A 23081-nucleotide genomic window follows, 5' to 3' on the forward strand; every position below is an offset into this window, starting at 1 on the left:
TCAATCCTCAAATATTGGCCATTAACCACCGGCCAATTTAACTTTGAACCCCCGTTTTTCTAACGTGAGTTTTATTTTGTCCCTATTATCGCCCTGAATTTCGATAATACCATTTTTTACTGCTCCACCTGTGCCACACATCTTTTTTAGCTCGCTGCACAATTGCTTAATTTCGACATCGTTCATTGGCATACCAGACATAGACGTAACGCCTTTGCCTTTTCGGCCTTTAGTTTCCCGGCGAATGCGAATTATACCATCTGTCTGGGAGGGCGTTTGGGCTGCTTTTTTAGCCGTTATGCGCCCCATATCTGTACTATAGACTAAATCGTTTTGGCTCATTGTCTTAGGTAATCCAATCTGAACATTCGAACTAGCTAGGGATTCTAATAAAAAAGTTGGGATCTTTATAGGCAAAGTGTAAAAACTACTATTTAATATGTCGCATATAATGACCGTTATTTGATCGGGGATGCAGATGAGTTTAGAGTGTATCTTTTCTATAGATGCACAGCAGCTAACCGTTAGTGTTGATGAAATATTTGATTTTGGCAAAGTGCAGAACTTCTGCGTTGCTTTTTCCGGAGACATTGAAAATGTAAATTCAATCGTGATAGATTTAGGTAAAACCGAATATATGGATAGTTCAGCACTAGGTATGTTATTGAATATGCAAAAATTACTGTCCCCCCAGGTCACAACACTCAATATTGTTAATTGTCGGCCTCAAGTTGTTAAAATACTGTAGATTGCCCGTTTTGATAAAAAATTTACTATCAGCTAAGTTCTGACTAATATGCAAATGCGGATTTTGGTAGTCGATGATGATTCATTGAATCGCTTTTTGTTGATAAATATTCTCGAACAAGAAGGTTATGTTGATTGCTACGAAGCCGAAAGTGGCCATGAAGCTGTCTCCCTGGCACAGCGCATTAACCCTGATCTGATCCTGTTAGGTACCTTGATGCGGGACTTAAATGGCTATGATGTGGCGCCTATTTTGAAAGATATGGCAGGGGATATTTACCTGCCGATTATATTTATCACTGGATTGGAAGACGAGCAAAGTTTAGTGCGCTTTCTAGAATTAGGCGGGGACGATTTTGTTGCCAAGCCCTTTAACAAAATTATACTCGCCGCCAAAATCCGCGCTCATGAGCGAACTCGCCTACTGAGCAAAAAATCCCATGAGCAAACTCAGCAACTTATCTATTACCGTAACGCCATAGAGCGCGAACATGAAATTGTTGAGCATATCTTTGCCAATGCGTTAGGTGTTGATAAGAGAGTTTTGCCCTTTTTTGATTACCGACTTAAACCCGCAAGTGATTTTAATGGTGATTTGTTACTCTTTAGTGCCAGTCCGACTGGGGGACTATATTTCTTGATCGGCGACTTCACTGGTCACGGTCTGGCATCGGCAATAGGTGCTTTACCCATATCAAAAGCCTTTCAAACCATGTCCACGAAAGGCTTGTCGATCAAGGAAATGGCCACCACTTTCAATAGTACTTTATTAACCTTGTTGCCCGATGACATGTTTTTTGCCGCTGCTTTGGTCGAGATAAGCGCCTGTGGCACTCATTTCGATATATGGAATGGTGGCATGCCCACATTGCTGACTATCGATCGGTCGGGGGAAATAACGCATCGTTTTGGCTCACAACATATGGCCTTGGGCATTTTGACTGAAGACGAATTTAGTACTGATGTACAACGTTTCAAAGCAAAGATCGGCGATCGGTTAATTGGTTTTTCAGATGGCGTAGTTGAAATCACCAATCAACACAATGAAATGTTGTCTGAACAGCGGATAATCAATTGGCTCAGGCACCAGCCAAATATCACAGTGGATGAATTATTCGGTAAAATCTTTGCTTTTAGTGAAGGCCTTGAAGCAAACGATGATTTAACCTTTGTATCTTTCACAAGTCAGTCGTTGGAAACGCTGGAAAAATCCCAGCACACTTCCGGCATGCCCTTTGCGATTGACATAACACTCGACGCCACCTTCATGCAGACCGGTGACCCAATACTGGGTATTGTTGATATGGTATGCAGTCAAACGGGTATGCACGCCCTGCATTCACGTTTATTCACGGTATTAAGTGAGCTATATAACAATGCCTTGGATCACGGGGTGTTACAGCTGAATTCAGACTTAAAACACAGCGAACAAGGATTTGATCACTACTTCGCTACGCGCTCTGCCCAGCTAGTCGCGCTGGAAGAGACAATGATTAACTTTTCTATCCGTTTTACACCCCAGCAACGCCAGTTAAAGGTTATTGTCACTGATTCTGGTTCGGGCTTTGATTTTCAACGTCAACGTCAACGTCAACAGCATAATCATGATAACGACCAATATTTTGGGCGAGGGATAACCCTGGTGCGGGAATTGTGTGATGGCGTTGTATATTTGGAGAAAGGTAATTCGGTTGAAGTAACATTTATTATATGAGGACAGCAATGCAAGCCATTATTCGAAAAGCGCAAGTAGAAGATATAGCGGCCTTAGTCAGTTTTAATCAGTTGATGGCCAAAGAAACAGAAGACAAACAACTCGATGCACAAGTATTGCAGCTGGGTGTCAGTGCTCTGGTCAACGATAGTAACAAGGGGTTTTATCTGGTGGCCCAGGTAGATCAGAAGGTGGTTGGCAGTTTGATGGTGACCAAGGAATGGAGTGATTGGCGCAATGCTGATTTTTGGTGGATCCAGAGTGTCTACATTATTCCCCAATATAGACGTAAAGGTCTATATAGCGGTCTGTATCACCATGTTAAGGAACTAGCTGAGCAATCGACAAAGGTTTGTGGTTATCGCTTGTACGTTGAAAACGATAACAGGGTTGCCCAACGTACCTACGAATCTTTAGGGATGCACCCGAGTCATTATCTCATGTACGAAAGCAAATAAGCACGTTTATTTTCGTGTAAGCCAGCAGAATAAGAGGCTTAGAGAACGTATCGGAAAGGGAGACAAGTTTAACTTTCCCTGAAAATTTCCAAGTAGCGTTAGGTCTTTTTACGAATAATTTGCCTAGGCAACTTGTATTAGGACGATTTGCCACTAAGTAATATAGAGCTTACCTTCAGGGCAAGCAGCAGACGGAGAAAATATGTTATCGAAGTTAATCACTTGGTTTGAGGATGTCACCGGACAGGTCGACGACCAACAACCTGCACACAAAGTTGAATTGGCAACGGCGGTATTGTTATATGAAATTATGCGCGCCGACGGTACGTTTGGGGATGAAGAAAAGCAGGTGTACCACAGGTTGCTGACGCAACACTTTGCCTTAGATGCGCAGGAGTTAACGACCCTGACATCATTGACTCAAGAGCAGGTCGAAAAGGCAACTGATTTTGCCCAGTTTACCCGAGTAATAAATGATGTGTGTGATGCCCAAGAAAAGCGCAAGATCCTAGATGGATTATGGCATGTGGCCTATGCTGATGACTCTCTGGACCCTGAAGAAGAGTACCTTATACGCAAGATAGCTGATTTATTGTATATTCCTCACAGCCAATTTATTCAAAGTAAACTGGCCGCCTCTTCCCAGCTATAAGACAATGAATCGTTAAAGGTGAGACGTCTGTCGCTAGATACAGACAGGTTGCATGCGGTGTCACACCTCAAAGGACCGGGGATCTGTCTGTTTTGTCAGCTATTCCCGGTTATCTGCGTACAGTTGTATTTTTATTGCGACACTATTTTCTAGCTCTCTCACTTTTGTTGCCCTATTTTACATTTAACTAATTGAAATATAAAGGGTTATAAAACATGGCGTAAAACTTGTTATAGCCCCAATAGTAATCGTATCTAATCCGACTGGTTCTTCGGATTAAAAACATGCATAGCGGTACGGTAAAAACTCTTGTGACGTTAAGTTAGATTATTATTGGTTGCGATGGCGTTTGCTTCTGATGGCACTGAGAGTTTTTTAGCGGCGTATTTACGCCGCTATGTTTTTGGCACGGATGCTAACCCACCTTTTATACAGGTTCTATTGGTTAATTATTTCAAACAGGTTTATAACAAAATAAATGAAAATACTCGCTTACTTCAAGGGTATATTATTGGTCGCCATGTCCGGTAATATAGGTTTGTTATCCGCCGCCCAGGCCTTTGACGACACTATGAGGCGTCTGGACCGCAACGCCGATGGCCAAATTTCGATTAAAGAAGCGGTGGCGGATCCAGTAGTGTTAGAATTGTTTAGCCGCATAGATACCGATGGTAATGGCATCATTAGTGCTGCTGAATTAGCCAACAGCAGACAACGGGGAGTAAGAGCGCGTACTAAGAGTTAATAATTGGGTGCGGATTTTTTACTGCTCACTAGGTGAGCTTTTGCTATCATACTGGCGACCTAGGAAAGATAAATATTGATAGGACTTCCAATGCAACTTGGATCGTTACGCCAACTGACCCTTGTTAGTTTTGCATTAGTGTTGGTGCCGCTTGCCGTGCTGTTATGGCACAGTCAAATTACCCTGCGTAAAACCGGAGAAATCGCCACCAACGAGGCGGAGTTTTCTGTCGCTATGGTCAGGGGGGTGAATAATCTTGAGAGTTTCGCCGTGGATATTGAACGTTTGTTACGCCAGTATCATGTGTTAGATAAAATCGAGTTGAAAACCCTGTCCGATAAATATATTGAACGCTTCAGCGAATCATTGACTTCACTATGCGATAAACTTGAACCTTCAATAGAATGTCGGGTGTTAAAGGAACGCCTGGCGTGGTTTATCCGTTACGATAGGCTGGGTGATCAGCTGTTATTGGATGCTCAACTAGCCGAGTTTCGCCGTTCGTTAGACGACTTGGGTGAAGGTGTGGATAATTTGCTCGACATGCGAATAAAGAAACGCCAGTCTTATGTTACTTCGGTTCAACAAACTCAAGCCTGGTTAACGGCACTGTTAGTCAGTATATCGCTGTTACTTATTATGATCGGCAGCCAGCTTATATTGCGTCCGGTTCGTAAGCTCGAGCGAGTTATTCAAGCTATTTCCCAACAGGATGATACCTTACCCGCAATATCCCGTTCTGGGCCTAAAGAGTTGATCTTGGTTGAACGCAAGCTACACCGTTTGGCTGATCGCCTGACTCAGCTTGAGCATTTACGTCATGCTTTGTTACGTCATGCTTCCCATGAACTGAAAACCCCATTAGCCAGTATTAAAGAAGGTTGTTCATTGTTAACTGAACAGGTAGTGGGCAGGCTAAATGAACAACAAAAAGAAGTGCTGTCATTGCTAAATAGTAGTACGGACAGGCTCAATACCCTGATCATGCAGTTGCTGGACTACAATTTACTGTTGCAACAAGCCAAACCCGATCTTCAATGGTTAAAAACCCAGCCACTATTTGATAGTTTTATAACTGATAATAGTTTGGTGTTACAACAACATAAACATCAACTTGAAACCACTATAGTATTAAAACAGGTTTATGCCGACGGCAATCTTTTCAGGCGTATACTGGATAATTTGCTGTCTAATGCCATTGCACATGGTAGCAAAGGTCGACCTATTAATATCAAGTTGTATCAGGAGAAGAACGTGCAAATATTGGATGTTGCTAACCGAGGGCCAAAAATATCACAAGAACAGCGTGCAATGTTGTTTGAACCTTTTAATCGAGGCAGTGGCAAGCGCAATGATCGCATCATAGGTTCCGGGCTGGGTTTGTCTATCGTGGCCGACTGTGCACGAATGATGGGCGGTAAAGTAGGAATAATAGATGTTGATTATGCCGACGTATGTTTCCGTGTCTCTATTCCGCTAAGTGAGAATAAAACATGAAAATTTTGAGCATAGGCCTGCTGCTTGTTGCGCTATCCGGCTGTCAATTAGTGGCTTCGCTCCCAGAACAAGAGCACAAAGCAGAGGAGGTAAATGTGACCGCCAATTCGTTTTGTCTATACCTGGATCCTCAGAGGGAAAATGAATATAACTGCCATTTAACCTATTGGCTGCGTTATTGGCTAGATGCCGATGACATGACGTGGGAACAGCGTAAAGCGGAGATAGATTTGTTGACTGACAGTGACCAGGACAATCTGCGCAAGATACTGCTGTGCCAAGGAAAGGACACGCCTTATCAGGATCGTTTGCGCTCACAGGTGTGGGCAGCCGACCTGATCAAAAAATTTGATGGGAGAATGCAGGAGATGTTAGCCGTGATGATTTATCAACCCAGCCAAGCCTTGCTGGAGTCGGAATCTGCCTTAGTGACGTTGAGTAAAATCAATGGCGCACAATCGACTCGTATTGAAGAACAGCAAGAATTGGTTGACCAGCAGCGCAGTCAAATAGAACAATTATTAAAAATCGAAGCGTCGATTATGGATAATACTAAAGGGGATCCTAAGTGAGTAAAACAGAAGCGTCTTTAAAGCCACAAATATTGCTCGTCGACGATGACGAGAGTTTATTGCGCTTGATGGCGATACGCTTGGAAGGTGAAGGATATAGTGTGCAAAGTGCCGAAGGCGGCAAAGATGCATTGCGTTTAATGAACACCCAGAATTTTGACGTAGTGCTCAGCGACCTCCGTATGCCTGGATTAGACGGCTTGAGCTTGTTTGAAGAGATCATGTCTTTGGGCAAGGATATTCCTGTGATCCTGATGACGGCACATGGCACTATTCAGGATGCGGTAGAAGCGACTCAACGTGGCGTATTTGGCTTTTTAACCAAACCAATTGATCATGTCGAGTTGCGAGATTTGTTGGACAAAGCAGTCAGCCAGAGCCAGGGCTCGCAATCTGGTGTCTGGCGTGAGCAAATTATCACCCGTTCCATGCAGATGGAACAACTACTCGACCAAGCACACAGGGTCGCGCAGCGCGATGTCAGCGTACTCGTAAGCGGCGCCAGCGGCACGGGCAAAGAACTGCTTGCCAGTGCTATCCACAAGGCTAGTAAACGGGCCAACAAGCCCTTTGTGGCAATTAACTGTGGTGCGTTGCCGGAAAACCTACTTGAGTCTGAACTATTCGGTCACGCCAAGGGCTCTTTTACCGGTGCGGTGAATGAACATCAGGGCCTGTTTCGTGAAGCGGACGGGGGCACCTTATTTCTCGATGAAATTGGTGATATGCCGACTCAGCTGCAGGTCAAGTTACTTAGGGCATTGCAGGAACAAGTGATCCGTCCTGTTGGCAGTACCAAGCAGATCCCGGTTGACGTGCGTATAATTTCTGCCACGCACAAAAACTTGTCTAATGAGATGGCTGAAGGCAATTTCCGCGAAGATCTATATTATCGTTTAAATGTGGTTAATTTGACTTTGCCCACCTTGCGTGAACGATCCGAAGATATTCCCTTGCTGGCTAGATATTTGTTAAAGAAAAGCGCGGAACGTCATGAGGTAAAAGTCAGTCGTTTCTCTGATGATGCCATGCAGTTGTTAACCACAGAGTTATGGCCAGGCAATGTTCGTCAGTTGGTCAATGTGGTGGAGCAATGTGTGGCATTAACCCAGACCTCGGTTATTGCCGTGCATCTGGTTGAACAAGCTTTGTCCAGTTCTGAGCAGAAATGGCCGACCCTGACTGAAGCTAGAGATGCGTTTGAACAAAGCTATTTACTTAAACTGCTGAAAATGACCGATGGAAATGTCACCCGAGCGGCGGAAATTGCCGGTCGTAACCGCACAGATTTGCATAAGTTAATGAAAAAACACAGCTTGCACTCCACTGATTTTAAACATGAATAGCGAGACGGCGGGCTGCGAAAAACAGGTACCCCAGGCATCAGAGTTTAAAACAAGCGCATAACTGCACGGGTATTAGGCCAGGGTAGCTTTATTACTACACATTTTTATTTACTGCCTTACAATACTGGGCATTGTTGACAGGGTAGCGGGAAATAAATGCGGGTAGCGCTTGGCATCGAATACGACGGATCCAGTTTTCACGGCTGGCAAATACAAAATGAAGTAGTGAGCGTACAGCAACACTTGGAGGAAGCATTAAGCCGGGTGGCGAATGAGCCCATTAAAGTGATATGTGCCGGTAGAACTGATGCTGGAGTACATGCGACCGGTCAAGTAGTTCATTTTGATACCCAATGCTATCGCCCAGACAGATCCTGGACCTTAGGTATCAACACTTATTTGCCTAAAACAGTTGCGGTGCGTTGGGTGAGGGCAGTGGACGAGGCGTTTCACGCCCGTTTCTCTGCGACTGCCAGGCGTTATCGCTATCTTATTTACAACAATAATTTCCGCAGTGGCATTTTACCCCAGGGGGTTACGCATGTTCACGGCCCTTTGGATCATGATTTAATGCACGAAGCTGCTCAACACCTCGTGGGAAAACACGATTTCAGTTCCTTTCGGGCGGTTGGTTGTCAGGCCAAGACTGCCATCCGTACTTTGTCGCATATCCGTGTTATACGCATGGGCGATTACATCATGATAGATGTGCAGGCCAATGCATTTTTGCACCACATGGTGCGTAATATTACTGGCACGTTACTGACTATAGGTCGAAAAGAGAAGCCGACAGATTGGACGGCACAACTACTCGAAACAAAAGATCGTACCCAAGCGGGAGCCAAAGCGAAACCAAATGGATTATATTTGGTTCATGTTCGCTACCCGGCCCAATTCGATATTCCTATTTTGAATATGGGGCCGCTATTTTTAGCTGACGACTTCTAAGACCAGTTTTGCTTTCGTAACTTTTGCGAACTGTGTTTTAATACCGAACATGCGAACAAATTAATAAGGCACTGTTATCGTTTATTATGCCAATCAATGATAACAGCGCCAGACAAGGTTGATGAAATGAGCTGGATTGAAAAAATATTACCGCGTACCAAGTCACCTACTAAAAGTAATGTGCCAGAAGGGATTTGGACTAAATGTACTAAATGTGATGCGGTATTGTATAAAACCGAGTTGGAAAAGCAGCTCGGGGTGTGCCCCAAGTGTGAGCATCATATGCGCATATCTGCCAGAGTCAGAATTAACCAATTTTTAGATCAAAATGATCGGATTGAGTTAGGGGCTGAACTGGAGCCAAAAGACATACTCAAATTCAAAGATTCCAAAAAATATAAAGATCGGCTCTTGGCGGCGCAAAAAGCTACCAAGGAAAAGGATGCACTAGTCGCTATGCAAGGTAAACTTAAAGGCATGCCTGTTGCGGTTGTGGCCTTTGAATTTGCTTTTATGGGGGGCTCAATGGCGTCGGTAGTCGGAGCACGGTTTGTCAAAGCTGTAGAGGCCTGTCTGGAACACAATATGCCGCTTATTTGCTTCTCGACCAGTGGTGGTGCCCGCATGCAAGAGGCCTTATTGTCGCTGATGCAAATGGCTAAAACCAGCGCCGCCTTGGCCAAGATGAGTGAAAAAGGCTTACCTTATATCTCGGTAATGACCGATCCGACTATGGGCGGCGTGTCAGCCAGTTTGGCGATGTTGGGGGATGTTAATGTGGCAGAACCTAAAGCGTTAATTGGTTTTGCTGGCCCACGGGTGATTGAGCAAACCGTGCGAGAGACCTTACCTGAGGGCTTTCAGCGCAGCGAGTTTTTGCTTGAAAAAGGGGCGATAGACATGATTGTTGATCGCCGGGATATGCGTGATAAAATATTCGGCATCTTATCAAAGCTACATCATCAGCATCATTAGTTAATCATTTCAATGACATCTTTGCATAGTTCACCGGCCTCAGCCCCAGAGGCCCGTACTTTAGCCGATTGGCTTGAGCATCTAAGTGTGCTTCATCCCAAAAATATTGAACTGGGTTTAGAGCGCGTGGCCCTCGTCTATCAACAGCTTCAGCTGGATTTTTCTGCCACTACCGTGGTGACCGTTGCCGGTACTAATGGCAAGGGGACAACCTGCGTGATGCTAGAACAAGCCTGTCTATTCGCTGGAAAAAGTGTGGCCGTGTACAGTTCTCCGCATTTGCTCGATTACCGGGAAAGAGTCAGAGTGAACGCCACCATGCTGGATGAAGCGGCACATTGTCGGGCGTTTGCGAAAGTCGAGCAGGCAAGGGGAGAGGTAGCCTTGACCTATTTCGAGTTTGGGACCTTGGCGGCGTTGCAACTCATGCATGACGCCAGAGCCGATGTGCTGTTGTTAGAAGTGGGACTAGGTGGCAGACTGGATGCGGTGAATGTGCTCGACCCGGATATTGCGGTGATCACCAGCATTGATTTAGATCACCAGGATTGGCTGGGAACCACTAAAGAACAGATTGCCCGGGAAAAAGCCGGTATCCTCAGAAAAAAAGGGGTGGCGGTTATTGGTGAGCCCGAACCTTTGCAAGCTTTGATTGAGGCGGTAGATGAACTACAGGTGCAGGCGAGCTGGCAAGGCAAGGATTTTCATTTTAGCCTTACCCAACGCGGGTTCGACTGGTCCAATGGCGTTATTCAATTGATTAACTTGCCTCTTCCTCACATACCTTTGCAAAATGTTTCTACCGCTTTACAAGTCATTCAATTGCTGAAATTGGAGCTTGATCCACAAAAGCTGGTCCAGGTGTTAGCACACAGTCATTTGCCCGGCCGGCTACAGTTGTTACAACGTGCACCTGATGTGCTGCTGGATGTGGCGCATAATCCCCATGCCACCCGATATTTACTCAGTCAACTTGCCTCCCGCAACTTTCGCGATATATACCTGGTAACCGGGATGTTAAAAGATAAAGACATTGCCTCAACCCTTGAACCCTTTTACACGCTAAATGCCACCTGGCTGCTTGGTTCGTTAGATGTGCCCCGTGGCGCCAGCTCCGGAGAGCTTAAAATAGTATTAGCCCAGGGGCAAAAGGTGCTAGAATTTGCCACTATTAGCCAAGCTTATCGACATGCCTTAGACACAGCCGGCAAGCAAGATCTAATCGTCGTATTCGGTTCTTTTTTCACTGTTTCCGAAGTTCTTAAGTTAACTCAAGCGTCAAGGATAAAGTAGAGTGACATCTGCGCTGCAAAATAGATTAATGGGTACCGTCATCATAGTAGCAATCGCGGTTATATTTTTACCGGATTTACTAAATGGCAAAAAACAATCAAATAAAGACTTGTTTGTGGAATTGCCTGCGCGCCCTGCGGTAAAAACGGTTCAGCGTCCTGCGTCTTTTTCAACCCAGGAAGTAAAGGCTGCCGCATCCCGCAATATCGAAATTGTTAACGAAACTGCCTTGGATGAGCCTCCGGTCAAAAGCCAGACCCAAGAGACTCAAAACCCAGAAAATTCTGCCCCGGTAACCGAGAAAGTCCCCCGGACGAACAGCCTGGAGCAGGGCACTGTGGTAGAAAATGATCAACAGCGTCTGTTGGCTGGAGCTGGATGGGTAGTGCAGCTTGGTACGTTTCGCCACCAGAAGAACGTTAAAGAGTTACTGGCCAAATTAGAAGCAGGCGGATATCGAGCCTTTAGCCGCCCGGTAAAGACGAGTTCTGGCATCTTGACCAAAGTATTTGTTGGCCCTGATTTACAGAAAAAGCGACTTGAGAAAGCATTAGAACATTTAAAGGAATTAACCAGTCTGCAGGGAAGAGTCACCCCCTTTACCGTGCAATAAGGCCCTTGGTTTTTAGACTGAAATTAGCATGATTTTCGAGCTGGATTTTGATAAGATGCGCGCGAAATTATCCCATGACGTAATATCGCTATTTATGATCACGTTATGCCCCATCAGTGGATTTAAACGAAATTTATGAACTGGATAGACTACGCTATTGTTGGCGTGATATTGCTTTCCTCCATTATCAGCTTGATCCGTGGCTTCGTGAAAGAGGCTATTTCCCTGGCAATTTGGTTTAGTGCTTTTTTCATTGCCAGTCACTTTTATGCCGACTTGGCGACGTTTCTTACTAGTATAGACGATCAGACGATCCGCAACGGTGTGGCGATAGCAATCTTGTTTGTGATCACCCTTATTCTTGGTGGATTACTCAATTATTTAATTGGGCAACTGGTGCAATATACCGGTTTGTCAGGCACAGACCGCGCCTTAGGGGCGGTTTTCGGTGTATTACGCGGGGTACTTATCGTCAGCGCGATGTTATTTTTTCTCGACACTTTCACACCCATGGCCGGTGCTGACTGGTGGCGAACATCAATGCTTATTCCCGAATTTAGTTTAGTTATCGAGTGGTTCTTCCAATATTTGCAAGGCAACTCAAGCTTTATCAAACCCGTCTAAAAAGGTAATTCTTATGTGTGGTATCGTCGGAATCGTTGGTAAAAGTCCAGTTAATCAAGCGTTGTATGACGCCTTGACCGTGCTGCAACACAGGGGGCAGGACGCCGCAGGTATCGTCACTATAGATGATGGGGTCTTTCATCTACGTAAAGACAATGGCTTGGTCCGTGACGTGTTTCATACACGGCACATGAAACGCCTGACCGGACAATTTGGCATTGGCCATGTGCGCTACCCCACGGCCGGTAGTTCCAGCTCAGCCGAGGCGCAACCCTTTTATGTCAATTCCCCCTTTGGTATCGCTTTTGCTCATAACGGCAATATAACTAATGCCCATGAATTAAAAGATGACGTATTTCGTATTGCCAAGCGACATATCAATACCACCTCAGATTCCGAATTATTATTGAACATTATTGCCCATGAATTACTTGGCTGCGAGGGTTTGACGCTTACCCCGGCAGAAGTATTTAAGGCGGTCAGTACGGTGCACCAAAAAGTGCGCGGTGCCTATGCTGTTGTGGCAGCAATCATCGGCAACGGCATGCTGGCCTTTCGAGATCCCTTTGGCATCCGCCCCTTAGCCTTAGGTAAACGCAAAACCGAGTTTGGTGACGAATATATGGTCGCCTCGGAAAGTGTGGCGTTGGATGCGGTGGGATTTACTTTTATACGTGATGTGGCGCCAGGTGAGGCGATTTATGTCACACAAAGCGGTGTACTACATACTCACCAATGTGCACACAACCCAATCAATGCGCCTTGTATTTTCGAGTTTGTGTATTTTGCACGCCCTGATTCATTTATTGACGGTATTTCCGTGTACGCATCTCGCGTGAATATGGGGCGAAAACTTGGTAGAAAAATAGCCCAAGAATGGGCTGATGTGGACATAGACGTGGTGATCCCTATTCCGGAAACATCAACGGATGTGGCCTTGCAAATTGCCATTGAGCTGGATTTGCCCTATCGTCAAGGTTTTGTTAAAAATCGCTATATAGGCCGTACCTTTATTATGCCCGGTCAAACCCTGAGGCGTAAATCTGTGCGGCGCAAGCTCAATGCCATTCCCTCAGAATTTAACGGCAAGAGTGTGCTGCTGGTGGATGATTCTATCGTTCGTGGTACCACCTCCGAACAAATCATCGAGATGGCGCGTGAATCCGGTGCCAAGAAAGTTTACTTTGCCTCTGCCGCGCCAGAAATCCGCTTTCCCAATGTTTATGGTATCGATATGCCGTCGGTTAATGAGTTGATTGCCTATGGCCGGGAAATTGAAGAAATCAGTGATCTTATTCGCGCAGATGGTCTTATCTTTCAGGACATTAGCGATCTGGTTGAGGCCGTATCCGAGCTTAACCCCGAGATTAGCCGTTTTGAAACCTCGGTATTTGATGGTAATTATATTACTGGTGATATTGATCAGAGCTACTTGGAACGAATAGACAGATTACGTAACGAAGGGGCGAAAAATGCTGGCATTCAAACCGAGCTAAGCAACCTTGAAATGCACAACATGGATGAGGACTAACGGTTTATTAAAGCATTAAAAAAGCGCTGATATTGTCAGCGCTTTTTTATTACGCGCTATCCCTGCGCTCCACCTACGGCCGTCCTTCGGACGTTCAAATAGGCTCCCGACTTATTTGTATTGCGCGCTATCCCTGCGCTCCACCTGCGGCCGTCCTTCGGACGTTCAAATAGGCTCCCGACTTATTTGTATTGCGCGCTATCCCTGCGCTCCACCTTAAGGCCGTCCTCTGGACGTTCTAATAGACTCCCGGCCTATTAGTATGAGTAAATTTAAACGTTAACCGCTAAATACCGGGCCCATGCCCATGCTCCACAAAATTACCGACGCTGCCATCAGGATAGTTAACAGCACCAAGCCACAGGTCACGACCGAGCTGGCATAGATAAAGCCTTTTTCTGCCGGTATGTGCATCATAATAGGCGTGCCTGCATAAAGCAGGTAAATAGAGTAGGTCAGACCAACCAGACCTATTAGCATCACAAACCACAGCACAGGATAAAAAGCAGCTACAGCTACCATAAATAAGGGCGTCGCAGTATAAGCAGCAAGTTCCAGTGATTGGGTGTAAGTAGGCTGTGAATCAAATGCTTTGGCCAGTTCGTGGATCAGTACCGCTAAAGCCAGTACCCCGATAACTAAACCGAAATACATGCCGATGCTCATTAACATAGCACTTTGTTGGGTCAGTTTAATGACATCTCCCACACCTATGCTCCAGCCGAGATGGGCGGCAGAATAAAATGCCATAACGGCAGGAATTAATGCAATCAGTGCGATGTGGCTCAGACTATAAAAAAAGCTTTCGTGGCGGTTATCAATACTTTTCCATTCTTCCTTGGGGTGGGCATATAAGCCCCATAGATGGTTCAAAATCATATTCTGCTCGCTCTTGGCTTTTTGGTAACAGGGATGTTACAAGTATTTAACATTATTTTGTTTGACCTCGTCTATTTAATCAACACATTTATGGCTTTTTATGCGGAAAACTCGCGCTAGAGTGCCCATTTCCTTAGTTATTATGTAAGTTACAGGCATGTTAGCTCAGGCTAAACCGATCTTGTTATACGTATTGCCTGGGGCTGGCAGGATTGGTCTACCCCCATCAGCTCGACAAATCATCGACTGTTGACATTCCGGTCAAGGGGGACAATGCGATTGGACAGTATTTACAAGTGGGTGCATGACGGCAAGCCCGACAACTTTACCAACCTACTTATCGATCATGCTAGCTGTAAGCTGACGCGCGCAACCCAGCAAAAATTAGATTAGCTTATCTGAGCCAACATTAAGTAAATTTTCTAGAATATTGAATTCGCCCAAAACGAACTGGTGATCTCTATAGGTGCAAGCGGTCTATTGCGGTGCATTTAATCTTGTGCAAACCAAATTGATACTCGTCAAATAATATTTATTCTATTGATTTGTAAGTGAAAAATAAAAAATAAAAAGTTGGCTAAGATAATGCAGTATCCAACCTGTCCGTACCCTTAGCTGTCGCGGATCTACAATTTGAAATAGTGAACTAGGGTTCCGACGATGTAAAAAGTCGTGTCTGGACCGAGAGCTCACGACCTTAGTTAATGACTATTAGTATAGGGTTACACGGCGGGATAAAAGCCCGGGAGATTTGATTGGCGTTGCCAGGGGTACTCTCCGTGTAAACCTAAAAATATGAGATCATTAAACTATGTCTATAACATTCAAACGTTCTGCTTTTAACTCTGTACTGTTAGGCTTATCGCTGGTTTTCGCCGCCCATGCAAACGCAGAATTCGATGCTAGCGTAACACTAGCAACCGATTATCGTTTATATGGTGTTTCACAAACTTTGCAAGATCCGACTCTTCAATTTACCGGGGTGTACATCGATGGATCAGGTTTTTCTGCCGGTACTTTTTTATCAAACGTTGATTTTGTTGAAGATTCAGATCCTGGTGATTTAGATGCATCGATTGAGATGGATTTATTCGTTGGCTATGAAAAAGAAGTGACCACTGGTCATATGTTATCTGCAACTTTAATCCGCTATATCTACCCGGGTACTGAAGTCGATTTGGATTACAACGAACTGATCATTAGCTACGGATTTGCATATGGTGCGCTAACCGTTGGCTATTCAAATGATGCATTTGCTGCTGATGAAATGGGCATTCGCTACGAATACAGTCATGGTTTTGATATCAATGATGAGTTTAGCGTTGGTTTTATGGTCGGTCATTACGACTTAGGCGATGTCTTTGGTGATAGCTATAACTATTACGACGTGGGTGTCACATACACTTACGAGTCTTTTGCTTTTACTTTGTCTTACAATGATTCCTCCAGCGCAGGTGAAGAATTGTTTGGCCCAGCGGCAGATGCGGCAGTAGTCGGCGCAGTGAGTTATAGCTTTTAAGCGAGTGGTTGACACGTCATGTACATGTTAATAAGAAGCGCCATACAGGCGCTTCCTTACTATTTTTGTCGTAATTAATTACTTAAACTCTGCTGATAATTTCGCCATCCTCCAAGCGAGGTAATGTCTGTTGCACCTTGCAAACCATAGGGCTCGCAAATAAAACCACTGACCATCCGGCCATCCTCGAGCTGCACCTTCCCTATGCCCAGAGGAGAAGGAATATCAGCCACAAAACTACCGAATTCGCTGGATGGTATTTGCCAAATTTCTACTTCAATATGTGCGCCCCTTTGGTGATCAGCGACTAAACCAGGTTTACCTTGCGCTGTACCCGATAGGGCGTAAAGACGGTAAATAGCTGCGGTGCGAGTGGTGTGTTTCAATTTAGCTCCGCGCTCAGTTAGTTGCCAGTTTAGCGGCATTGCGCTTAAATGGGCGCCACATACCAGCACCTCGATTGTGTCAGTTTGCTTGACTATTTTTTGGCTAGCTAGCTCACCAGGTTGTAGGATAGGTTTTATTCGTTCTGCGATGGATAACAACGCCCTGTCAGTAAAAGCATTGCTGGCCAGCGTGATACCAAAAGGTAAACCAGCTTCGGTTTTACTAGTGGGTACAGCGAGTGCGGCCATGTCTAACAAATTCATAAAATTGGTGTAATAACCCAATTGACTATTGTATTCGATCGGTTTTTCCAGCATCTCGGCAACGGTGAATAAACGGCCAGCAGTAGGGGTGAGTAAGCAATCAATTTTACATAGTTGCTGATCACACTTTTGCTTTAATGCCGCCAAACGGTATTGCGCCTTGAACAACTCTGTAGCGCGAGGAGCTTGACCTTGACTGACAATATCTTTCACCACGGGATGCATCGCATCTGGATAATTAATTAATATAGATTCGGTGGCAATATACCTTTCTGACACCCAAGGTCCTTCGTATAATAAAAGTGCCGCTTCATTAAAGGGGGCATAATCAATTTCAACCAGCTCAACATCTGATCCTGCCAAGCGGGTAATACACTGTTGATAGGCCCGTTTATATTGTTCATCGCCGAAAAAACGCAATTGCTGTTCCGGAATAAGGCCAATAGTGAGCGGACCTTGGCGCCGACCAAAATAACGACTGCTATTGGAAAATGTATTGGTTCGGCTAAAGGGATCTGCTTCATCAAAGCCTTCAGCGCAGGCCAAAACTGTATTGGCATCTGTGCCCGTTTTTGTGAAAATACTAGCCGTATCCAGACTTTTACAGGCAGGCACCACACCGGCCGCCGACAACAATCCGCAGGTCGGTTTTAAACCTACTAGATGGTTAAATGCTGCGGGCACACGGCCCGAACCGGCCGTATCTGTACCCAAGCTAAAGCTGGCTAGACCCAGCGCTACGGCTACCGCCGAGCCAGAGCTTGAACCACCACTGATGTATTTCGCATCAACACTGTTTCCGCAGGCTCCCCAGGCAGAGCGCGTGCCGTTGAGTCCGGTGGCGAATTGGTCTAAATTGGTTTTACCCACAGGCACAGCACCGGCATCGATCAGTTTTTGCACGATAGTTGCCGAGGTTTCGGCGACATAAGAGAAGGGTTCACATCCTGCAGTGGTGCGAATACCGGCTAAATCAATATTGTCTTTGATGGCAAAGGGAATGCCCCACAATGGGTAATTAGCGGGATCCATCGTTGCCAATCTGGCAAAATAGGGCTGTAATTGCTCAGAACTTAAGCGGTAGATCCAGATATTCAAATGTTTATGTTGTTCTGCCTGTTGGGCAATTTGCCTAAAAACCGCTTCAGGGGTTAATTCACCCTGCAGGTATGCTTGGCGCAGTGTACTAATTTCCATATTCGGGGGGATATTTGAGGATATATTCATTGTTATTTCTCTATCACAAATAAAGCTTGGCCTTGCTGGATTCGCTGGCCGTCTTTTAACAATATATGGGTGACAGTGCCAGTGCAGGGAGCCGATACTGGAATTTCCATTTTCATCGATTCCAAAATAGCCAGTGCCTGACCTTTTTCGACTTTTTGCCCAAGACTAATGTCGGTTTGCCATAAACTTCCCGCTACAGGACTTTCGATTACCTGGCTATCGTCTGGCCACTTTAGAGTGGTTTCCACATGTAAATCTTCAGGGGGGGCGAAGTTAAACTGTCCAGTGGCATGCCATTGAGCCAATTCATCGGCAAAAGCTTGATCTCTAGCACAGATAAACTCATCAATAGACTCAGCATTGTCCTGTTTAAACTGTATATACTTACTCAGGCTAAATTCCGTTTGTTCTATTTTTAACGGGTATTGACCTTTGGGAAAGTCGTTGCGTATGACTTCAAGTTCGTCATGGCTAACTTCGTAAAAGTGCACCTGATCAAAAAACCGTAATAACCAGGGTTGATTAAACTCTTTGGTTTTTTGGTAACGGTTCCACATTTGCAAAGTTCGACCCACAAACTGATAACCACCTGGGCCTTCCATGCCGTATACACACATGTAAGCACCGCCTATACCCACTGAATTTTCAGCGGTCCAGGTGCGTGCGGGATTATATTTTGTGGTAACCAGTCTATGCCGGGGATCAACCGGAACCGCCACGGGCGCACCCAAATACACATCTCCCAATCCCATCACTAAATACGAAGCATCAAATACAATTTTTTTCACTGCAGCTATATTTTCTAATCCATTGGTACGGCGAATAAACTCAAGGTTGGAGGGGCACCAAGGGGCGTTTTCGCGCACTGATTTGGTATATTTCTCGATCGCTTGGTGACACACTTCATCGTCCCAGGACAAGGGAATATGTACGATGCGAGAGGGCACGGTTAATTGGTTTAATTCCTTGTTGAGCTGTTTTTCAGCGACGATCAGATGGGTAATAATTTGCCAGTGATCCAATTGATTTGAGTCAAAATGAATTTGTAACGAACGAATGCCTGGAGTGAGTTCTCTTAATCCGGGTAGTGGATGTAGTTGCAACCAATTTAACAAGGCATGTACCCGAAAACGCAGGGCTAAATCCAGTTTAAGCTCGCCGTACTCCACCAACAAAAATTGGTCGCCGGCAGCACGATAAACAATGTCATCGCCAAAGTCGCATGCGGCCAGGGTTTGTAAAATTGGGCTGGTGATTTCGCTGCTATGCCAGTCAAGCGTGCTAGCAACCAGAGTTTTAAGACTCTGTTGTTGCGCCAGGTCCAATTTATGGGCCATGTCTAAGTCGACATTGATAAAGCGAATGGTATCGCCTGCCTTAAGCTGGCCTAACTTCCAAAGATCAGCTTTGATAACGGTAGCAGGGCAAACAAACCCACCTAATGATGGTCCGTCTGGACCAAGGATCACCGGCATATCACCGGTAAAATCAATGGTGCCAAAGGCATAGGCGTTATCATGAATATTCGATGGGTGCAGGCCAGCTTCTCCACCAGTTTTCCGTGCCCATTGAGGTTTAGGGCCATTTAATCTGACCCCGGTGCGGCTAGAATTGTAATGCACTTGCCAATCAACGCCAAAAAAACTCTTGATATCTTCTGCGGTAAAAAAGTCGGGGGCACCATGGGGGCCGTAAATCACCCGGACCTGCCACTGATTGGAGATGGCAGGAAGTAGCTCGGGGGAAATCTCTTGTTGTGCTTCGATAACAGGGAAATCTGTATCAGCAGCCAGCATTAACGCGTCTCCAGTGCGCAAGGCTCTGCCGTTGTGACCACCAAACTGACCTAAAGTGAAGGTGGCTCGCGAACCCAGATATTCAGGACATTGCACGCCCCCCTGAATGCATAGGTATGCTCTGGCACCTGCTTGGATGATCTTGCCAATACTCAAGGTTTGTCCAGCTGCAATGGGGATCACTTGCCATTGCAAAATAGCGATACCGTCTAGTTTGACATGCACAGGTGCGCCGCCCAGCACGATAAAGGTTTTGCAGCTAAACAGAAGATCAGGGCCATCTAAGGTTATTTCCAAACCTGCGGCGTTATCTTCGTTACCCAATAACCGGTTTGCTAAGGCAAATGAGTAACTGTCAAACGGCCCCGATGGTGGAACGCCTACATCCCAATAACCCTGTCGACCAGGTAAATCTTGCACCGTGGTCATGGTGCCGCCTTTTTTAACGTCAATACGTTTAGGACAAAAACGGAAATCGTTTAAATAACGGGTAGTGATTTTTCCATCCCGTAATTTACTATCGCGACACAGTGCAAGCAAGTAACTAAGATTGGTTTGGTTGCCGTACAAGTGGGTGTTTAACAACGCCTTTTCAAGATGAGCAAGGGCAGCATTTCGATCAGTTCCGTAGCTGATCAGTTTGGCTAACATGGGGTCAAAATAGCTAGCAACTTCGATCCCGGGAATAAGCCAGTGTTCAACACGAATATGTTTAGCTATGGGGAATTCAACCTGAGTGAATATGCCAGGACAGGGAGTAAAGTTTAAATACGGATCTTCTGCATATATTCGTACCTGAATAGCGTGGCCTTTTGGGCTCAGTGTTTTACCAAGTTTTGGCAGGTCACCTAAGGTCCCAGCCGCTTGTTTTACCATCCACTCGACCAGGTCGACTTGATACACTTCTTCGGTTACGCCATGTTCTACCTGCAGTCGTGTATTAACTTCCAGAAAATAGAAGGCTTGTGTTTGAACATCTAGAATAAATTCAACTGTGCCGGCATTTCTGTAACCTACAGATGAAAGTAAAGCTTCGGCGGTTTTATGTAATTGTTGGCGAATATTCTGGTTTAAATTAGGTGCAGGACACTCTTCTAACACTTTTTGGTTACGTCTTTGACTCGAGCAGTCACGTTCGCCCAAGGATATAACCTGGCCAGTGCCATCGCCAAAGGCCTGCACTTCAATGTGTCTAGCCTGTCCAATATATTTTTCTAAAAAAACGCCGTCGTCGGAAAAATTACTTTGTCCCAGACGTTTAACCGAATCAAAGGATTGGGTTAATTCTTCTACATCGTGACAAAGCTGCATGCCAATGCCACCGCCGCCCGCTGTGCTTTTTAACATCACGGGATAGCCAATTATCTCTGCTTGCTGAGAGGCGTCGTTTACGCATCCCAATAAGCCAGTGCCAGGTAACAAGGGCACATTCGCCGCTTGGGCTATTTCACGTGCACTGTGTTTTAAACCGAAGTCCAGCATCTGCGCTGGGGTAGGGCCAATAAATACAATATTTTCCCGTTCGCAACGTCTTACAAAATCGGGGTTTTCACTCAGAAAACCATAACCTGGATGAATGGCATCAACATCATTTTTCCTGGCTATATCAATTATTTTGTCCATATCAAGGTAGGTGCTGGTTGCTGTTCCGTCACCCAAGCAAAATGCCTGGTCAGCCATAGACACGTGCAAGCTGTCTGCATCAACAGTGGCATAAACAGCGACACTTTGGATTTGCATTTTTCTCAACGTGCGCATTATGCGGGTAGCAATCGATCCTCGATTGGCAATAAGTACTTTTTTAAACATTATAAAATCCTGAAAAATGACCATTCTGGTTGGATAAATTAAGGAGCTCAGGTGACGTAAAAAAACACAGTGGGCGCACGACTTGTGTCTTTGATAAGTCAGTTATCCCATATCAATAATTCCACCGGTGTAGGGTTGTAGCCGTTGCATGGATTGTTCAACTGTGGACAATTGGATATCAATACCACTACATCCATTAATGCCGTAAATTCAACATATTTTCCAGACCCTGAGATGCCGTCTTCAAAGGTTAATCCACCTTCTTCTGTAACCGGAACATTCATAAAAAAGTTAATGTTGTGACTGATGTCCCTTTTGCTTATCCCATATTCGGGATGTTCGGCAATGGCCAACATCCAACTGTCTCGACAGGCATGCATGCAGCGTTTATCAAGGCTATAGCGCACAGTATTACTTTCTGTGGCACAGGCACCTCCAAGGGTGTCGTGACGACCACACGTATCGGCCACTATCTCAAGCATAGGTCGATTGCGATTTGACATTAGCGTCGAGCCCGTAGTCAGATAAACATTCTGCTGCGCGCGGATAGTGTCAGTGGCACTATAGCGTTGGGCGGGATCTGCTTGAGAAAAAAACAATGTATCAGCGGCTTGATTGCCCTCTAAGTCCAAGATACGCATAGTTTGGCCTTGTAATAGTGCACCAATGTAATAATCACCGGCATGCACTACTGTTTTTGTCATGGCTTGTTCGCTGAGTTTGGCGCTTTGAATTAATTGCATGGGTTTAGGCATGTTATTCTCCCAGTTGTTAAAGCAAATAAAGTGCATTGTTAGTAAAGCCACGTTGATTTTCATCACAGTGATTCAAGCACTTGTCATCAGCGGCAATCGGCGCACTTTTGCTTAACGTTATTTCCACGGGATTGCGTGGGTATACATCACTTGTGTTTAATGGGTGGGGGCAGGTGTGCAGCACCACGAGGGTATCCATCTCAAAACGTAAGGTAAGCTGGTCTCCCTCCTTGCTGTGGTCTGGATGAAATTGCATCCGGCCGACATTATCAACTGAAACCTTGCTAAACCAGTTAATGTTGGCTGCTATGTCTGCTTCCCCAAGGCCATATTTCGCCAATTCCACTAAAAAGGCATCATTGCCATTTTGATGCCACCGATTGCGGTGAGTTTGGTAGTCTCTTTTCCCCCATTTTTTGCTTACTAACGCCGCATCACTGTTGCCACACACCGTTTCATGCCAACCCAATGAATCTTCAATTACAGAGGCGAAAATTCGCCCCATGTCAGAGTAAAGACAATTGCTCGAAGTAAGTTTGAATGTGTGTTGGCATTTCAAGGTATCTGGCGCGTTATAGCGTTCTAACAGATTTTGCGGGTTGTAAAACAGCATACCCACATTAGCGCCGCCACAGATATCCGTTAAACGCATATTGGTGCCACGACGTACCTGCAAAGACCAATGACCAGCACCGTCTATGGTGGTGCTATAGTTAATTAATGGATCCATA

The 23081-nt window shown here is 45.3% G+C and carries 21 protein-coding genes and 1 riboswitch; of the genes, 15 read left to right on the forward strand and 6 right to left on the reverse strand.

What is annotated here, in order from left to right; translation table 11 throughout:
- Positions 1 to 21: 21 nt before the first annotated feature.
- Complete coding sequence (gene yciH, locus AC3RV5_RS08385) at positions 22 to 342, reverse strand: stress response translation initiation inhibitor YciH (RefSeq protein WP_489731473.1); 321 nt, start codon at positions 340 to 342, stop codon at positions 22 to 24.
- 136 nt (positions 343 to 478) lie between these two features.
- Here yciH and AC3RV5_RS08390 point away from each other — a divergent pair, with 136 nt between their 5' ends.
- The 14 genes from AC3RV5_RS08390 to purF all read left to right on the forward strand — a co-directional run bounded on the left by AC3RV5_RS08390 (position 479) and on the right by purF (position 13715).
- A complete protein-coding gene (locus AC3RV5_RS08390; RefSeq protein WP_489731474.1) occupies positions 479 to 748 on the forward strand; it encodes an STAS domain-containing protein in 270 nt (89 codons plus the stop codon).
- Between the two features lie 48 nt (positions 749 to 796).
- Entirely contained in the window at positions 797 to 2461 is a 1665-nt protein-coding gene (locus AC3RV5_RS08395; protein WP_489731475.1) for a SpoIIE family protein phosphatase, read from the forward strand.
- 8 nt (positions 2462 to 2469) lie between these two features.
- Entirely contained in the window at positions 2470 to 2919 is a 450-nt protein-coding gene (locus AC3RV5_RS08400) for a GNAT family N-acetyltransferase (RefSeq protein ID WP_489731476.1), read from the forward strand.
- Positions 2920 to 3121: 202 nt separating this feature from the next.
- Positions 3122 to 3571 carry a tellurite resistance TerB family protein gene (locus AC3RV5_RS08405; protein WP_489731477.1) on the forward strand — a complete coding sequence of 150 codons (450 nt, stop codon included), beginning with the start codon at positions 3122 to 3124 and terminating at the stop codon, positions 3569 to 3571.
- 478 nt (positions 3572 to 4049) lie between these two features.
- On the forward strand, positions 4050 to 4316 hold the full coding sequence (locus AC3RV5_RS08410) for an EF-hand domain-containing protein (RefSeq protein ID WP_489731478.1): 267 nt from the start codon (positions 4050 to 4052) through the stop codon (positions 4314 to 4316).
- Between the two features lie 90 nt (positions 4317 to 4406).
- Positions 4407 to 5813 (forward strand): sensor histidine kinase, encoded by a 1407-nt coding sequence (locus AC3RV5_RS08415; protein ID WP_489731479.1) that lies wholly within the window; start codon positions 4407 to 4409, stop codon positions 5811 to 5813.
- Positions 5810 to 6385, forward strand: a complete 576-nt coding sequence (locus AC3RV5_RS08420) for a hypothetical protein (RefSeq protein ID WP_489731480.1) — start codon at positions 5810 to 5812, stop codon at positions 6383 to 6385. The genes AC3RV5_RS08415 and AC3RV5_RS08420 overlap by 4 nt, the downstream gene beginning before the upstream one ends.
- Positions 6382 to 7731, forward strand: coding sequence for a sigma 54-interacting transcriptional regulator (locus AC3RV5_RS08425; protein WP_489731481.1), 1350 nt, complete (start codon positions 6382 to 6384; stop codon positions 7729 to 7731). Before AC3RV5_RS08420 ends, AC3RV5_RS08425 begins: the two co-directional genes overlap by 4 nt.
- A 156-nt stretch (positions 7732 to 7887) precedes the next feature.
- Positions 7888 to 8679 carry a tRNA pseudouridine(38-40) synthase TruA gene (truA, locus tag AC3RV5_RS08430; RefSeq protein ID WP_489731482.1) on the forward strand — a complete coding sequence of 264 codons (792 nt, stop codon included), beginning with the start codon at positions 7888 to 7890 and terminating at the stop codon, positions 8677 to 8679.
- 126 nt (positions 8680 to 8805) lie between these two features.
- Positions 8806 to 9654: an acetyl-CoA carboxylase, carboxyltransferase subunit beta gene (accD, locus tag AC3RV5_RS08435; RefSeq protein WP_489731483.1), complete on the forward strand. Its 849-nt coding sequence runs from the start codon at positions 8806 to 8808 to the stop codon at positions 9652 to 9654.
- 12 nt (positions 9655 to 9666) lie between these two features.
- On the forward strand, positions 9667 to 10947 hold the full coding sequence (folC, locus tag AC3RV5_RS08440; RefSeq protein ID WP_489731484.1) for a bifunctional tetrahydrofolate synthase/dihydrofolate synthase: 1281 nt from the start codon (positions 9667 to 9669) through the stop codon (positions 10945 to 10947).
- A 1-nt stretch (position 10948) separates the two neighbouring features.
- A complete protein-coding gene (locus AC3RV5_RS08445; RefSeq protein ID WP_489731485.1) occupies positions 10949 to 11560 on the forward strand; it encodes an SPOR domain-containing protein in 612 nt (203 codons plus the stop codon).
- A gap of 135 nt (positions 11561 to 11695) precedes the next feature.
- Positions 11696 to 12184: a CvpA family protein gene (locus AC3RV5_RS08450; RefSeq protein WP_489731486.1), complete on the forward strand. Its 489-nt coding sequence runs from the start codon at positions 11696 to 11698 to the stop codon at positions 12182 to 12184.
- 13 nt (positions 12185 to 12197) lie between these two features.
- On the forward strand, positions 12198 to 13715 hold the full coding sequence (purF, locus tag AC3RV5_RS08455; protein ID WP_489731487.1) for an amidophosphoribosyltransferase: 1518 nt from the start codon (positions 12198 to 12200) through the stop codon (positions 13713 to 13715).
- Positions 13716 to 13994: 279 nt separating this feature from the next.
- Here purF and AC3RV5_RS08460 read toward each other — a convergent pair whose 3' ends face one another.
- Positions 13995 to 14594, reverse strand: coding sequence for a Yip1 family protein (locus AC3RV5_RS08460; protein WP_489731488.1), 600 nt, complete (start codon positions 14592 to 14594; stop codon positions 13995 to 13997).
- 635 nt (positions 14595 to 15229) lie between these two features.
- Positions 15230 to 15345: riboswitch (guanidine-I (ykkC/yxkD leader) on the forward strand.
- Between the two features lie 60 nt (positions 15346 to 15405).
- Here AC3RV5_RS08460 and AC3RV5_RS08465 point away from each other — a divergent pair.
- Positions 15406 to 16113, forward strand: a complete 708-nt coding sequence (locus AC3RV5_RS08465) for a TorF family putative porin (RefSeq protein ID WP_489731489.1) — start codon at positions 15406 to 15408, stop codon at positions 16111 to 16113.
- Positions 16114 to 16187: 74 nt separating this feature from the next.
- Here AC3RV5_RS08465 and atzF read toward each other — a convergent pair whose 3' ends face one another.
- The 4 genes from atzF to AC3RV5_RS08485 all read right to left on the reverse strand — a co-directional run bounded on the left by atzF (position 16188) and on the right by AC3RV5_RS08485 (position 23080).
- Positions 16188 to 17990 (reverse strand): allophanate hydrolase, encoded by a 1803-nt coding sequence (gene atzF / locus AC3RV5_RS08470; protein WP_489731490.1) that lies wholly within the window; start codon positions 17988 to 17990, stop codon positions 16188 to 16190.
- A 2-nt stretch (positions 17991 to 17992) separates the two neighbouring features.
- Complete coding sequence (gene uca / locus AC3RV5_RS08475) at positions 17993 to 21595, reverse strand: urea carboxylase (RefSeq protein ID WP_489731491.1); 3603 nt, start codon at positions 21593 to 21595, stop codon at positions 17993 to 17995.
- A 98-nt stretch (positions 21596 to 21693) separates the two neighbouring features.
- A complete protein-coding gene (locus AC3RV5_RS08480; RefSeq protein ID WP_489731492.1) occupies positions 21694 to 22350 on the reverse strand; it encodes an urea amidolyase associated protein UAAP2 in 657 nt (218 codons plus the stop codon).
- Between the two features lie 16 nt (positions 22351 to 22366).
- Positions 22367 to 23080: an urea amidolyase associated protein UAAP1 gene (locus tag AC3RV5_RS08485; protein ID WP_489731493.1), complete on the reverse strand. Its 714-nt coding sequence runs from the start codon at positions 23078 to 23080 to the stop codon at positions 22367 to 22369.
- Between the last annotated feature and the right edge of the window lies 1 nt (position 23081).

The organism is Paraglaciecola sp. IT1134 (assembly GCF_058068185.1).

Bases quoted from the DNA above. Each gene is read 5' to 3' on its own strand.
- accD (WP_489731483.1), top strand. From the start codon at position 8,806: ATGAGCTGGATTGAAAAAATATTACCGCGTACCAAGTCACCTACTAAA.
- AC3RV5_RS08390 (WP_489731474.1), top strand. From the start codon at position 479: ATGAGTTTAGAGTGTATCTTTTCTATAGATGCACAGCAGCTAACCGTT.
- AC3RV5_RS08485 (WP_489731493.1), bottom strand. From the start codon at position 23,080: ATGGATCCATTAATTAACTATAGCACCACCATAGACGGTGCTGGTCAT.
- truA (WP_489731482.1), top strand. From the start codon at position 7,888: ATGCGGGTAGCGCTTGGCATCGAATACGACGGATCCAGTTTTCACGGC.
- purF (WP_489731487.1), top strand. From the start codon at position 12,198: ATGTGTGGTATCGTCGGAATCGTTGGTAAAAGTCCAGTTAATCAAGCG.
- AC3RV5_RS08405 (WP_489731477.1), top strand. From the start codon at position 3,122: ATGTTATCGAAGTTAATCACTTGGTTTGAGGATGTCACCGGACAGGTC.
- AC3RV5_RS08400 (WP_489731476.1), top strand. From the start codon at position 2,470: ATGCAAGCCATTATTCGAAAAGCGCAAGTAGAAGATATAGCGGCCTTA.
- uca (WP_489731491.1), bottom strand. From the start codon at position 21,595: ATGTTTAAAAAAGTACTTATTGCCAATCGAGGATCGATTGCTACCCGC.
- AC3RV5_RS08415 (WP_489731479.1), top strand. From the start codon at position 4,407: ATGCAACTTGGATCGTTACGCCAACTGACCCTTGTTAGTTTTGCATTA.
- AC3RV5_RS08410 (WP_489731478.1), top strand. From the start codon at position 4,050: ATGAAAATACTCGCTTACTTCAAGGGTATATTATTGGTCGCCATGTCC.
- AC3RV5_RS08465 (WP_489731489.1), top strand. From the start codon at position 15,406: ATGTCTATAACATTCAAACGTTCTGCTTTTAACTCTGTACTGTTAGGC.
- AC3RV5_RS08480 (WP_489731492.1), bottom strand. From the start codon at position 22,350: ATGCCTAAACCCATGCAATTAATTCAAAGCGCCAAACTCAGCGAACAA.
- atzF (WP_489731490.1), bottom strand. From the start codon at position 17,990: ATGAATATATCCTCAAATATCCCCCCGAATATGGAAATTAGTACACTG.
- AC3RV5_RS08395 (WP_489731475.1), top strand. From the start codon at position 797: ATGCAAATGCGGATTTTGGTAGTCGATGATGATTCATTGAATCGCTTT.
- yciH (WP_489731473.1), bottom strand. From the start codon at position 342: ATGAGCCAAAACGATTTAGTCTATAGTACAGATATGGGGCGCATAACG.
- AC3RV5_RS08460 (WP_489731488.1), bottom strand. From the start codon at position 14,594: ATGATTTTGAACCATCTATGGGGCTTATATGCCCACCCCAAGGAAGAA.
- AC3RV5_RS08450 (WP_489731486.1), top strand. From the start codon at position 11,696: ATGAACTGGATAGACTACGCTATTGTTGGCGTGATATTGCTTTCCTCC.
- folC (WP_489731484.1), top strand. From the start codon at position 9,667: ATGACATCTTTGCATAGTTCACCGGCCTCAGCCCCAGAGGCCCGTACT.
- AC3RV5_RS08420 (WP_489731480.1), top strand. From the start codon at position 5,810: ATGAAAATTTTGAGCATAGGCCTGCTGCTTGTTGCGCTATCCGGCTGT.